At 65.4% G+C, this 14,027-nt stretch carries 8 protein-coding genes; 4 read left to right on the top strand and 4 right to left on the bottom strand.

Features of this window, described 5'->3' with window-relative positions; all coding sequences use genetic code 11:
* Nucleotides 1-2: 2 nt before the first annotated feature.
* Entirely contained in the window at nt 3-1,238 is a 1,236-nt protein-coding gene (locus QXH22_RS23470; protein ID WP_306277165.1) for a cytochrome P450, read from the bottom strand.
* Between the two features lie 152 nt (nt 1,239-1,390).
* On the opposite strand from QXH22_RS23470, the gene QXH22_RS23465 reads away from it, so the two are divergent.
* From QXH22_RS23465 to QXH22_RS23450, 4 genes are all read left to right on the top strand, one after another.
* A complete protein-coding gene (locus tag QXH22_RS23465) occupies nt 1,391-4,687 on the top strand; it encodes a LuxR C-terminal-related transcriptional regulator (RefSeq protein WP_371934300.1) in 3,297 nt (1,098 codons plus the stop codon).
* Nucleotides 4,688-4,747: 60 nt separating this feature from the next.
* The gene (locus tag QXH22_RS23460; protein ID WP_306277163.1) at nt 4,748-8,041 is read left to right on the top strand and encodes a LuxR C-terminal-related transcriptional regulator; all 3,294 of its coding nucleotides are present in this window, start codon (nt 4,748-4,750) and stop codon (nt 8,039-8,041) included.
* A 78-nt stretch (nt 8,042-8,119) separates the two neighbouring features.
* Nucleotides 8,120-8,539: a nitroreductase family deazaflavin-dependent oxidoreductase gene (locus QXH22_RS23455; protein ID WP_306277369.1), complete on the top strand. Its 420-nt coding sequence runs from the start codon at nt 8,120-8,122 to the stop codon at nt 8,537-8,539.
* 58 nt (nt 8,540-8,597) lie between these two features.
* Complete coding sequence (locus tag QXH22_RS23450) at nt 8,598-11,918, top strand: LuxR family transcriptional regulator (protein WP_306277162.1); 3,321 nt, start codon at nt 8,598-8,600, stop codon at nt 11,916-11,918.
* 78 nt (nt 11,919-11,996) lie between these two features.
* On the opposite strand, the gene QXH22_RS23445 is transcribed toward QXH22_RS23450, so the two are convergent.
* Genes QXH22_RS23445 through QXH22_RS23435 form a run of 3 tightly spaced genes read right to left on the bottom strand, consistent with a single transcriptional unit; the run spans nt 11,997 to nt 13,993 of the window.
* A complete protein-coding gene (locus tag QXH22_RS23445) occupies nt 11,997-12,638 on the bottom strand; it encodes an LpqN/LpqT family lipoprotein (protein WP_306277161.1) in 642 nt (213 codons plus the stop codon).
* Between the two features lie 17 nt (nt 12,639-12,655).
* Nucleotides 12,656-13,012 (bottom strand): arsenate reductase (glutaredoxin), encoded by a 357-nt coding sequence (gene arsC, locus QXH22_RS23440; protein WP_306245754.1) that lies wholly within the window; start codon nt 13,010-13,012, stop codon nt 12,656-12,658.
* Complete coding sequence (locus tag QXH22_RS23435) at nt 13,013-13,993, bottom strand: ribose-phosphate diphosphokinase (RefSeq protein WP_306245753.1); 981 nt, start codon at nt 13,991-13,993, stop codon at nt 13,013-13,015.
* Nucleotides 13,994-14,027: the final 34 nt, after the last annotated feature.

The raw sequence follows: 14,027 nt of genomic DNA, 5'->3' as shown, positions 1-14,027 counted from the left end.
TCTCAGTCTGCGGCGTCGAACTCCAAGGGCACGCTCAGGGGTCCGGTGATGCCGCTCATGGCGCGCCACGGGCCGGAACCGGTGAGGCGTGGGTTGGTCATGCGGGCGGTGATGACGCGAAGGGCTTCGGTGAGCTCGAGACGGGCGAGGTGAGCACCGAGGCAATAGTGGACGCCGCCGCCGAAATTGAGGATCGGCGCCGGGCCTACCCGGGCGATGTCCAGACGTTCGGGATCTGGGTAGGCGTTGCCGTCCCGGTTGGCCGAGGCGGTATTGGCCAGCACCAGGGTGCCCGCGGGGATCCGCACACCGGCCAGCTCGACATCCTCGGCGGCCTGCCGGAGGGTGCCGAAAATGATTGGGCTGTAACGCATCAACTCGTGGACAGCGGCGTCGGCTATCTCCGGGTGACGGGACACCATAGCCCATTCGGCGGGGTGGGCGGCCAAGGTTTGCACCGCGGCGGCGAGTTGATTGCGGGTGGTGTCGGTGCCGGCGCCCAGCAAGGTGGCGCACAGCATCAGCAGTTCAGCATGAGTGAGCCGGTCGCCGTCATCCTCGGCGCGGATGAGGTCGGAGATGAGATCGTCGGTCAACGACTTGCGCCTTGAGGCGATCAGGCCTTCGAGGTAAGAGTCGAGTTCCTGCCAGGCGGTGAGGATCCGCGGAGCGTCCTGCGCGACGGTGGCCTCGAACAGCTTCTTGATGTCGTCGGTCCAGTCCGAGAACAGCTGCCGGTCCGCGGCGGGCGCGCCGAGCAGCGCGCAGATGATCGTCACCGGAAAACCCGCGGCGAGGTCGGTGACGACGTCACAACGGCCAATGTCGACGTGGCGCTCGACCAATCCGGTGATGATGTCGACGGTCAGAGCGCGCAGCCGCTCCGCAGCCCGCGGCGAAAATGCTTTGGACACCAGCCGGCGCAGGCGATGATGCTCGGCGCCGTCCAGGCCGAGGATGTTGCTGACCGCCCTGTCCCACAACGGTCCTGAAGTGATTCCGCGAGCGCCCAGCCCCAGGCCGTGCGCCGTGACAAATCGGTTGTCTCGCAACACCTGGCGAACCAGGTCGTGACTGAGGACCTCGGGTCCGTAGGGGCCGACGGCTATCGGCGCCTGATCGCGGGCTTCGGCGAGGACGCGGTGCGCCGCCGCCGGATCGGTGAGGTGGTCGTAGGCAATGGTGGGCAGACCGGCTTCGAAAACGCTCGGGCAACGGAGGGAGGTGGGGATGCTCATGGCTACCGACTATTCGGCGGACGGCGGTCCAGACCATCCGCCGCAGCGCGCAATTCTGCGCGCTGAACGGCGTACATTGCGCGTGCTCGCTGCCCCGATTTGCGCGGATGCGCGGATGTTGTTTCTGGGTTGCGGGGGCGATGCTGGCTACTATGAGCCAACATGCGGAGATGCCGTCGCTGACCTGGGGTGAGTGGGGTGTGAGCGAGTTGCTGCCGACGGGGACGGTGACGTTGCTGTTGGCTGATGTCGAGGGTTCGACGCGGTTGTGGGAGAGCCAGCCGGAGCAGATGACGGCGGCGGTGGCGCAGTTGAGTCGCGCGGTGGATGAGACGGTCGCGGCGTTTGGTGGGGTGCGTCCGGTGGAGCAGGGCGAGGGGGACAGCTTTGTGGCCGCGTTTGCGCGGGCCTCGGACGCGGTGGGGTGTGCGTTGGCGTTGCAGCGGGCGCCGTTGGCGCCGATCCGGATGCGGATCGGGTTGCATACCGGTGAGATCCAGTTGCGTGATGAGGGCAACTATGCGGGGCCGACGATCAATCGCGCGGCGCGTATCCGGGATTTGGCGCATGGTGGTCAGACGGTGATGTCCGGCGTGACTGAAGCGTTGGTGGTGGATCGGTTGCCGGAGGGCGCATGGTTGACCGAGTTGGGTAGTTATCCGTTGCGGGGGGTGCCGCGTCCGGAGCGGGTGGTGCAGGTGTGCCACCAGGATTTGCGCAATGAGTTTCCGCCGTTGCGGGTACGCAGTGTGGTTGCCGCGCATAATCTTCCGGCTCAACTGACGAGTTTTATCGGACGCCAGGCGGAGATGGCTGCAGTGCGGCACCTGGTGGTCGGCAACCGGTTGGTGACCTTGACCGGCGCGGGAGGGGCCGGCAAGACCCGACTCGCCGTCGAGGCGGCCGCCCAGTTGGGCGCCGAGTTCTCCGACGGGATCTGGTACGTCGATCTGGCGCCCATCACGAATCCGGCGGTGGTGCCCGTTACCACGGCCCGCACACTGGGCCTTCCGGATCAGCCGGGCCTGTCCAACGTGGAGACGCTGGTCAGGTACTTCGGTGAGAAGGAAACCTTACTGCTGCTGGACAATTGCGAGCACCTGCTCGATGCCTGCGGGGCGCTGGTGGTGGAGCTGCTGGCGTCGTGCCCGCGTTTGGCGGTCGTGGCAACCAGTCGCGAGCCGCTGGGGGTCCCCGGCGAGCTGAGTTGGCGGGTCCCCTCCTTGTCGCTTGTCGACGAGGCGGTTGAGTTGTTCGCCGACCGCGCTTGTCGGATCAGGCCGGAATTCGTTGTCACTCAGGACGACTCAGCGCTGGTCCGAGAGATCTGTGAACGACTCGACGGCATGCCGTTGGCCATCGAGCTGGCCGCCGCACGGGTTCGGGCGCTGTCGCTGAAGCAAATTCGAGACAGCTTGCACGACCGCTTCCGGCTACTGACCGGAGGAGCCCGTACGGCGGTGCGCCGTCAGCAGACACTGCGGGCCTCGGTGGATTGGTCGTATGCGCTGCTCACCGAAACCGAACGGGCTTTGCTACGCCGGCTCTCGGTCTTTGCTTCCGGATTTGACCTGGATGCGGCCGGGGCGGTGGGCGCCAGCAACGAGGTCGAAAGCTATCAGCTGATGGATCAACTCGGTCTGCTGGTCGACAAGTCCCTGGTAGTTGCCGACGATGTCCACGGTGGCATGCGTTACCGACTGCTCGAGACGGTGCGCCAATACGCGCAGGAAAAACTTGGCGAATCGGGCGAGGCCGATCAAGTGCGAACCCGCCACCGCGATCACTATGCGAACACCGCCGCCGAGATGTACGCGCAGGGTCAGCCCGCCGAGGACCGGTTGTTGCGCTGGGCACAAATCGAGATTGACAATCTCCGGGCGGCGTTCACCTGGAGCCGCGAGAACTCTGACCTCGATACAGCGCTGCGACTGATCTTGTCACTCGGCGCGTTATGGGTACGCGGTTCGCGCGTCGCGGAAGCATCGGCCGCTTTGGACGCCATCCTTATCGAGAACGGTCAGGCGCATATCTCGCCCGCGGTGTGGGCAGCTGCCGAGAGTTATCGATGCTCTCTGGCCACCTTCGGCGGCTTACCCGTAGACATTGCGCGGGCCCGGGAGGCACTGGCCGTCGCACGCGAACTGGACGACCGGTCACTGATTGTCCGAGCCCTCAACGCCTGCGGGATGAGCAGCATGTTCAGCCCAGAGGTGGCGCAGGCTTACCTGGCTGAAGCGTACGAGCTGGCCGCCGCCGGCGGTGAGCGGTGGGTCCAGTGCCAATTGGCCACCAGCCGGGCGGCAGTCGAGTGTGTGGCCGGCGAGCCCGTCGCGGCGCTGACCGCTGCGGAAGCTGCACTAGAGATCGCCGATAGCTGCGGCGACTGGTTCTACTCCCTCGACATCCGAACATGGTTGGGTCTCGCGTTGATGATGCGGGGGCGTCTCGACGAAGCGGAACGCGTTGCCGGTCGCCTTGCGCCGGAAGCCGAGATGGCGGGGGACTCCATCCATACCCTTTTCGGCCACATAACCCACGGCCTCGTTCTGGTCGCCCAGGGCCGATCGGCCGCGGCCAGGGCGGTCGCGGAATCCGCGGTGGTGATCGCGCAGGGCCTCGGGGGTGTGGGTGCAGACACGGCGTACGGGATCCTCGCTCAGGCCGCTCTGGCCGACGGCGACAGTGCTGGCGCGATGCGGTGGTGTGAGAGCGCTTGGCGCTACACATATCCGCAGCGAGAGGTATTCACCAAAAGTATGGTGCCGATGGCGGAGGCCGCATTGGCGAGCGGTGATCTGGTTACGGCCCGTTCGTGGGCGGATGACGCCGTCGCGGTGGTCCCGGGCTGGCACCAGTTTGTGGCGCTGACGGTGCGAGCTTTCGTCGCGTTGGCACAAGGTGACCGAGAGCGGTCCGAGCGCGACGCCTATGACGCACTAGCGGTGGCCTCGCAGACGGGTGCGTTCCTGCGGGTTCCCGACACGTTCGAATGCGTCGCCCGACTCGCAGCCGACGATGGTGACCACCCGTACGCTGTCCGTCTATTCGGTGCGGCCGACGGCATCCGGCAGCGCATGGGCCATGCTCGCTATCCGATGTATCAGGCCGGCTATCAGCTTGCCACGGAGAATCTGCGAGAAACCCTGGGACAGAATGATTTTGACGCCATGTGGGCCGAAGGTGCCGCTTTGTCTATCGAGGAGGCGATCGCATATGCGCAGCGTGGTCGCGGGGAGCGCAAACGTCCGGCTACCGGCTGGGGTGCGTTGACTCCGATGGAGCAGGACGTGGTGCGTCTGGTCGCCGAAGGCTTGGGTAACAGGGATATCGGTGCGCGGCTGTTCATCTCGCCTCGCACGGTGCAAAGCCACCTCACCCACGTGTACGCCAAGTTGGGTTTGGAGTCGCGGGTGCAGTTGGCGCAGGAGGCCGGGCGCCGCACCTAGCCGGTATTTGCGCGCTTCGGCTGATGTTATTGCCCGATCCGGGGCGCGATGCTGGCTACTATGAGCCAACATGCGGAGATTTCGTCGCTGACCTGGGGTGAGTGGGGTGTGAGCGAGTTGCTGCCGACGGGGACGGTGACGTTGCTGTTGGCTGATGTCGAGGGTTCGACGCGGTTGTGGGAGAGCCAGCCGGGGCAGATGACGGCGGCGGTGGCGCAGTTGAATCGTGCGGTGGATGAGACGGTCGCGGCGTTTGGTGGGGTGCGTCCGGTGGAGCAGGGCGAGGGGGACAGCTTTGTGGCCGCGTTTGCGCGGGCGTCGGACGCGGTGGGGTGTGCGTTGGCGTTGCAGCGGGCGCCGTTGACGCCGATTCGAATCCGAATTGGATTGCATACCGGTGAGATCCAGTTGCGTGATGAGGGCAACTATGCGGGGCCGACGATCAATCGCGCGGCGCGTATCCGGGATTTGGCGCATGGTGGTCAGACGGTGATGTCCGGCGTGACTGAAGCGTTGGTGGTGGATCGGTTGCCGGAGGGCGCATGGTTGACCGAGTTGGGTAGTTATCCGTTGCGGGGGGTGCCGCGTCCGGAGCGGGTGGTGCAGGTGTGCCACCAGGATTTGCGTAATGAGTTCCCGCCGCTGCGGGTGCGTACGATTGCCGCGTCGCACAACCTCCCCGTCCAGTTGACGAGTTTTGTTGGGCGCCAGTCGCAAATGACGGAGTTGCGTCAGCTCGTCAGCGCTAACCGGCTGGTGACGCTGACCGGCGCCGGTGGAGCGGGCAAGACCCGACTGGCCGTGGAACTGGCCGCGCAGCTGGCCGGCGAGTTCGCCGACGGCACTTGGTGCGTCGACCTGGCGCCGATAACCAATCCCGCCGTCGCGCCCGCGACCGTCGCGCGAACCCTGGGACTGGCCGAGCAGCAGGGACTTTCGGCAATGGACACCGTGGTGCGGTTCTTCCAGGAGCGCAAGGTTCTGATGCTGCTGGACAATTGCGAGCATCTGCTCGATGCTTGCGGCGCGATCATCGTTGAGCTGCTGGGGGCATGTCCGCGATTGACGATCCTGGCCACCAGCCGGGAGCCGCTGGCAGTGCCGGGTGAGCTCAGCTGGCGCGTGCCGTCGCTGTCTCTGGATGGTGAGGCGGTTGATCTGTTCATCGACCGAGCCAGGCTCGCTCGCCCCGATTTTGTTGTGACGGAGCCGAATCTGGTCGAGGAGATCTGCGAGCGTCTGGACGGCATGCCGCTGGCGATCGAGCTCGCCGCAGCACGGGTACGGGCACTGTCGCTGCCTCAGATCCTCGACAGCCTGCACGACAGATTCCGCCTGTTGACCGGCGGGGCGCGTACCGCGGTGCGCCGTCAGCAGACGTTGCGCGCCTCGGTCGATTGGTCACATGCGTTACTTACCGAGCCCGAGCGCGTGTTGTTCCGCCGGCTGGCGCCATTCATGGGTGGCTTCGATCTTGACGCCGCCCAGGCTGTGGGTGCTGCCAGTGAACTGGAGCGGTACCAGCTGATCGACCTTTTGAGTCTGTTGGTGGACAAGTCGCTGGTGGTCGCGATCCAGGCCGACGGCGGTACTGGAATGCGCTACCGGTTGCTGGAAACGGTGCGCCAGTACGCGCTGGAGAAGCTCGGCGAGTCCGGCGAAGCCCATGAGGTGCGTACCCGCCATCGCGACCACTTCACTGCCACCGCGCTCCAGCTGGAAGCGACAACCCAACCCTGGGATGAGCGACGATCGACGTGGGCAGAAGCCGAGGTCGCTAACCTGCGCGCCGCCTACGGATGGAGTCGGGAGAATTCGGACCATGAGGCCGCGTTGCGCCTGGTGTCCTGCTTGGCGCAGTTCTGGATAAGACGCGGCCGGGTCCGGGAAGGACTCGCCGGATTCGACGCCATCCTGACCGACGCCGGACAGGCTGAGGTCGCCGCGTCGGTGTGGGCGCGAGCGGTCGCCGAATACTGCGTGCTCGCGGGCTGGGTAGCCAGCCCGGCCAGCCTCGACCGGGCCGCTAAGGCACTGGAGATTGCTCGTGGACTCGGCGACCAGGCGCTGATCATTCGAACCGCGATCGGCTGCGGCATGGCCGCAATATACGAAGGGATCGACGCTAGACGGTACTTCGCTGAGGCCATCGAACTGGCAGCCGCTGCCGAGGACCGGTGGAGTCTGTGCCAGCTTCTCACTTACACGGCCGCGAACAGCCATTTCGCCGGTGACCCGGCCGGGACATATGACGCCGGCACGCGAGGGCTGGCGCTTGCTGATGAGCTGGGCGACCGATTGCTCGCGCAAATGTGCCGAACCTGGGTGGGTCTGGGTTTGTGGACGCTCGGACGGCTGGCCGAAGCTGGGGACGTTCTCAGTCCTTTCGCGGACGAGGGAGCGACATTCAATCCGTCCACCAAAGTTCTCGGTTCAATCGCCTATGGCATGGTGCTCGCCCATCAGGGACGGGCGGCCGAAGCGCGCGCCTTGGCGGAATCTGCCCGCCTGACCGTGGAGACGATGGGCGGTTATTACGGCTGGACCGTCTATGCCACGCTCGCTCACGCGGCTCTGGCGGGCGGCGACGCGCCAACTGCCAGGCGGGCCTGTGCGATGGGTTGGGAGTACATCACGCCGACAACCGAGATGATCACCAGGTCCATCAATCCGGCGGCAGAGGCGGCACTGGCCTGCGGTGATCTGGCCGCAGCCCGCCAATGGGCGGATGACACGGCCGCGATGGTGCCGGGCTGTCACCGAACGGTCGCGCTGACGATTCGCGCGCTGGTGGCCATCGCTCAAGGCGATCCGGAGCAGGCGGAGCGCGATGCTCAGGAAGCGCTGACGATCGCCGCGGATAATCGGGGTTACGTTCGGGTGGCCGACACGCTGGAATGCCTGGCCCGACTCGCTGTGGACAGTGGCAATCATCCTTATGCGGCGCGCCTGTTGGGCGCGGCGGACGCCTTCCGCCAGCATCTGGAACACGTCCGGTACCCGGTATATCAGGCCGATTACGACGCCGCAGTCGAGAAACTGCGAGAAGCATTGGGAACTAACGATTTCAATGCAGCCTGGGCTGAGGGTTCTGCCCTGTCCATCGAAGAGGCGATCGCTTACGCGTCACGTGGTCGCGGCGAACGCAAACGCCCGGCGAGCGGTTGGGGCTCGCTGACTCCCATGGAACTCGACGTGGTACGGCTGGTCGCGGAAGGTCTGGGCAACAAGGACATTGGCGCAAGGTTGTTCATTTCACCGCGCACGGTGCAGAGTCACCTCACCCATGTCTACGCCAAGCTCGGGTTGAGCTCCCGCGTCCAGCTGGTCCAAGAGAGCGGCCGACGGACCTGACCTGCTCCGGCAGGCGGCTAGCGCGACCCGACATCACTGGGCGACACTGGGAAGGTGACGTCCAGGGCCGAGCAAGTGATGTTCAAGTTCCTCAGTCTGCACGACAAGATCTATCAGGCGACGAACGGACGGATCGGGCACCGGGTGCCGGGTATGCCACCTAATTTGCTTCTCCACACCGTCGGTGCGAAGACGGGAAAAGCGCGCACCAACACGCTGACGTATGCCGAGGATGGCGACGACTATCTGGTCGTCGCGTCAAAAGGCGGCTATCCCAAAGCGCCCGGGTGGTATCACAACCTGAAGGCGAATCCCGATGTCGAGATCAACGTCGGCGCAAGGCGTTTCGCCGTCACTGCGCGCGCGGTCCTGCCGGACAGCCTTGACTACGCGCGGCTGTGGAAGCTGGTCAACAAGAACAACGCCAACCGGTATGTCGAGTACCAGAAGAAGACGTCGCGGCCGATTCCCGTGATTGTCCTGACGCCCAGGCCCTGAATCGCTCGCACCCGGCAATTGCGCCTATTGGCGGATGTTGTGGGCGCCAACGGGCGCGATGCTGGTTACCATGAGCCAACACGCAGAGATGCCGGCGCTGACCTGGGGTGAGTTAAGTGTGAGCGAGTTGCTGCCCACGGGGACGGTGACGTTGCTGCTGGCCGACGTCGAAGGCTCGACGGCGTTGTGGGAATCGCAGCCTGAACAGATGACGGCTGCGTTGGGACTGCTGAACCGAACGGTGGACGAGACCGTCGCCGCGTATGACGGCGTGCGTCCGGTCGAGCAGGGTGAGGGTGACAGCTTCGTTGCCGCTTTCGCGCGGGCGTCGGATGCGGTGGCGTGTGCCTCGGCGCTGCAGCGGGCGCCGTTGGCACCGATCCGGATTCGAATAGGGTTGCACACCGGTGAGATTCAGCTGCGCGATGAGGGCAATTACGCGGGGCCGACGATCAACCGAACGGCCCGAATCCGCGATCTGGCCCACGGCGGTCAGACGGTGATGTCCGGGGTGACCGAGTCACTCGTGGTAGACCGGTTGCCCGAGGCGGCGTGGCTGATAGACCTCGGTAGTTATCCGTTGCGGGGTGTGCCGCGACCGGAGCGGGTGGCCCAACTGTGCCATCCGGACCTACGCAACGAGTTTCCGCCACTGCGGGTTCGCACGGAGGTTGCGTCGCACAATCTCCCGGTACAGCTGACCAGTTTCGTCGGGCGCCAGTCGCAAGTGTCGGAAGTGCGGCAGCTGGTCATCGGCGACAGGTTGGTGACGCTGACCGGCGCCGGCGGCGTCGGGAAGACGCGTCTGGCCGTCGAGGTCTCCTCGCTGCTGAGTTCCGAATTCCCGGACGGCATTTGGTATGTGGATCTGGCGCCGATCACGAACGCCGCCGTCGCGCCGTTGACCGTCGCGCGGACCCTGGGGCTGCCCGATCAGCCCGGACGCTCCACGATGGAGCTGCTGGTGCGCTTTGTCGGCGAAAAAACCATGTTGCTGGTGTTGGACAATTGCGAACATCTCCTCGATGCCTGCGGAGACCTGGTGGTGGAATTGCTGGGATCCTGCCCGCGATTGACGATGCTGTCCACCAGCCGGGAGCCGCTCGGTGTGCCCGGTGAACTGACCTGGCGCGTGCCGTCACTCTCGCTCGCCGACGAGGCCGTCGAGTTGTTCGCTGAACGCGCTCGTCAAGCTCGTGCGGAATTTGTTGTCAATGAATCGAATACGGCGCTGGTGCAAGATATTTGCGAGCGGCTTGACGGCATGCCCCTGGCGATCGAACTTGCCGCGGCACGCATCCGGGCATTGTCATTGCAACAGATCGGCAGCTCCTTGCATGACAGGTTCCGGTTGCTGACGGGCGGTGCGCGCACGGCGGTGCGGCGACAGCAGACACTGCGTGCATCGGTGGACTGGTCGCACGCTTTGCTGACCGAGCCCGAGCGGGTCTTGTTTCGGCGCCTTGCCGTTTTCACCGGAGGATTCGATCTCGAGGCGGCTCAAGCGATCGGTGCCTGCAGCGAGATGGAGAGCTACCAACTTCTGGACCAGCTCAGCCTGTTGGTCGACAAATCGCTGGTGGTCGCCTTCGAAACCGGCACCGATACCGACTCAGGCATGCGCTACACATTGCTGGAGACGGTGCGTCAGTACGCGCAGGAAAAACTCGGCGAGTCAGGCGAGGCCGAACAGACGCGCACCCGGCACCGTGACTATTACACAACAACGGCAACGGAATTGGCGTCGCAGGGCCTGGCCGGCGTGGAGCGGTTACTGGCTTGGGCGCGCGCTGAAAGTGACAACCTGCGCGCGGCATTCGCATGGAGCCTGGACAGTTCCGACCGCGAGTCGGCATTGCGTCTGGCGTCGGCATTGCAGGAATTCTGGTTGCGCACAGGAGTTTTCCGAGAGGCACTGGCGGCGTTCGACGCAGTCCTGACCGAGCGGCGGCCCGAGGAGATTGCGCCGAGTGTCTGGGTGCGCGCGATTGCCGACCAGTGCACGATCGCAGGGTGGGCGGGCGCCTACGGCCACACTGACCTCGCCTACGAGGCACTGGAGGTAGCACGCAACGTCGACGACGCGGCGCTGATTGCCCGTGCGCTCGGTGCGTGCGGTATTGCGACCTTTTACAACGCCGAGGTCGCACAGAATTACTTCACCGAAGCGATCGATCTGGCCCGTGCCGCAGGCGAAGAGTGGAGCCTGTTGCCGCTTTTCAGCTACCAGGCCACCGCGGCTGTTGTCGCCGGCGAACCTCTGGCGGCGATCGCGGCGGCCGAAGCGGGACGTGATCTCGCCGACGCCCTGGGCGACGGCTTCTTCTCGCGGAACAATCGGGCCTGGCTGGGATGCGGCTTGTGGTTCCACGGAGACCTGGCCCCGGCCAGCGAGATTCTTCGCTGCGTGGTCGCGGAGGCCGAAGCGGCCGCCGATCCGTCCGCCACAATCTTCGGGCAAGTCTGCCTCAGCGGAACCCTCGCGTTCCGGGGACAGGTGGCCGCCGCACACTCCGCCGCGCAAGTTGCGCTGGCCGCGTCGGACAGTGTGGGTGGGATGACCGAGGACACGGTGAACGGGGCGTTCGCCAACGCCGCCCTTGCCGGTGGTGACGCCAAGGCGGCCATCCTGGCAGCCCGGGAAGCCCTGCGGCACACCGTTCCCGACCGCGAAGCGTTTACCCGCAGCGTCGCACCGCTGGCAGAAGCGCTCCTCGCGTGCGGTGATTTCGTCGCCGCACGGCAGTGGGCCGACGAGTGCGTCGCCATGGTGCCGGGCATTTTCAAGATGACTGCGCTGACCGTGCGCGCGTTCATCGCGCTTGCCCAGAGCGAGCCCGAGCAGGCCGAGCGCGATGCTCACGACGCGTTGACCCTGGCCGCCCGGACGCAGGGATACATGAAGGTGGCCGACATGTTGGAATGCCTGGCCCGACTTGCGGCCGACGAGGGAAATATCGCCTATGCGGCTCGTCTGTTGGGCGCGGCGCACGGCGTCCGGCAACGCAAGGAGCACACTCGTTTTCCGATGTATCAGGCCGGCTACCAAGCTGCGGTCGATACCACCCGTGAGGCGTTGGGCGACAGCGTATTCGAGCAGGTATGGGCCGAAGGTGCCGCGCTGTCCATCGAAGAAGCAATCGCATACGCGCAGCGGGGCCGCGGTGAACGGAAGCGTCCCACAAGTGGCTGGGGAGCGCTGACTCCGATGGAACTCGATGTGGCGCGCTTGGTTGCAGAAGGTCTGGGCAATAAGGACATCGGCGCGCGGTTGTTCATCTCGCCGCGGACGGTGCAGAGCCATCTCAGGCACGCCTACGCCAAGCTCGGCTTATCCTCGCGGGTGGAACTGTCCAGGGAAGTGCTGCGGCACAGCTGAGCTCGCCAACTTGTTGGCGAGCAGTCGCAAAGTCGCCCATTTCCAGGCCCAAATAGGCGATTTCGCGTCTGCTCGCGCTCACTTGCGGGCGACCACGAACCCCCGGATGATCGCCTCGACGTCGTTGCTTTCCGTGACGGCCTGTTCGGCCAGGCTGGTGATGATCAGCTGAACCAAATACCGCTGATTGTTCGGCGCCGGTCCGGTGGGCAACACCACCCTGTTCCAGCTGCGCATCCGCGCGCCCTTGAGTTCATAGGTGCCCTGGACCATCGACGAGGGAAAGCCGTTGAAGTCGGCGGTCGAGGCGTCGAGTTGGTGAAAGCTGTCCGGCAGGTCGGCGTTGGCGTGCTTGATCGCTTCGGTGGGTTTGAATTCGCCACGCAGTTTGAACACCACCAGCATCGCCGCGGGATAGCTGTCGCCCTTGGAGATCATCACCGCTTTCGGGCTGGTCTTGGAGTCGACTGCGCGAGGTTTCCAGCCCGGCGGTGTCGGGATCGAGACGACCATGTCGGTCAGCTCACTCGGCAGCACCGGGTCACCCTGCACCCCTTCGCCTTCCAGATATTTCGACAGCGGTACCGGAGGCTCGGTGGGGGTTGCTGAGGCGCTGGTTGCCGATGACGGCGTTGTCCAGATCGACTGGTAGTCGGCTGTTTTCGGGCCGCACCCGGCCGTCAAGGTCAGTGCGGCCACCCCGGCGGCGGTCGCACACATGCGAATAAGCCGGCGCGTCACAGAATCTCGCGTACCGTGTCGATCGGCCGGGCCAACCGGGTGCCCTTCGGAGTGACCACGAACGGGCGTTCGATCAGGATGGGGTGTTCGGCCATGGCGTCCAGCAATTCGTCGTCACCGGCGTCGGCCAGGTTGAGTTCGGAGTAGAGCGACTCGCGTTTGCGCACGGCCGCTCGCACCTCGATGCCCGCGTCGCGGATCAACCGCACCAGCTCGGCCCGCGACGGCGGCGTCTTCAGGTACTGAATGACCTCAGGCTCGATGCCGTTGTCCCGCAACAAATCCAGCGTCTTGCGCGACGTGCTGCATTTGGGGTTGTGGTAGATGACGGTCTTGCCCCCCTTGCCCGTCATCTAGGCGTCCCCGTCGAACAGTCCTGTGACTGAGCCGTTTTCAAAGACCGCACGGATCGTGCTGGCCAGCAGCGGCGCGATGGACAGCACGGTCAGTTGCGGAAACCGCTTCTCCTCGCCGATGGGCAGGGTGTTGGTCACGATCACCTCGCGGGCGCCGCACGAGGCCAGCCGCTCGGCCGCCGGGTCGGACAGCACGCCGTGGGTCGCCGCGATGATCACGTCCTTGGCTCCGTCGTCATGCAACAGCTTGACCGCGCCGGCGATCGTTCCACCGGTGTCGATCATGTCATCGATCAGCACGCAGGTGCGACCGGCGACCTCGCCGACCACCCGATTGGACACCACCTGATTGGGCACCCGCGGGTCGCGCGTCTTGTGGATGAAGGCCAGCGGTACGCCGCCCAGGGCGTCGGCCCACTTCTCGGCGATGCGCACCCGGCCGGAGTCGGGGGAGACGACGACCATGTTGCCGTCGGGATAGTTGTCCCGGATGTAACCGGTGAGCAGGTTCTGCCCGCGCATGTGGTCCACGGGTCCGTCGAAGAAGCCCTGAATCTGATCGGTGTGCAGGTCGACGGTCACGATCCGGTCGGCCCCGGCCGTCTTGAGCAGGTCGGCGACCAGACGCGCCGAGATCGGTTCGCGGCCGCGGTGCTTCTTGTCCTGGCGGGCGTAGGGGTAGAACGGCATGACCGCGGTGATCCGCTTGGCGCTGCCCCGCTTGAGCGCGTCGATCATGATGAGCTGTTCCATCAGCCACTGGTTCACCGGCATCGGGCAGGACTGCAACACGAACGCGTCGCATCCGCGCACCGACTCCTGGAAGCGCACGAAGATCTCGCCGTTGGCGAAATCCCGGGCCGTCTGAGCGGTGACGTGCACGTCGAGTTCTTTGGCGACCTGCTCCGCCAGCTCCGGGTGGGCCCGGCCGCTGAAGAGCATCAGATTTTTGCGGTTATCGGTCCAGTCGTGGCTCACCGGGCTGCCCTCGCCGTGTCGGGATCGAATGAAA

The sequence above is a fragment of the Mycobacterium sp. TY814 genome, assembly GCF_030755175.1.
Classification (GTDB): domain Bacteria; phylum Actinomycetota; class Actinomycetes; order Mycobacteriales; family Mycobacteriaceae; genus Mycobacterium.
The sequence above is the reverse complement of the archived record's forward strand: the minus strand, read 5'-3'. Positions and strand labels throughout refer to the sequence as shown.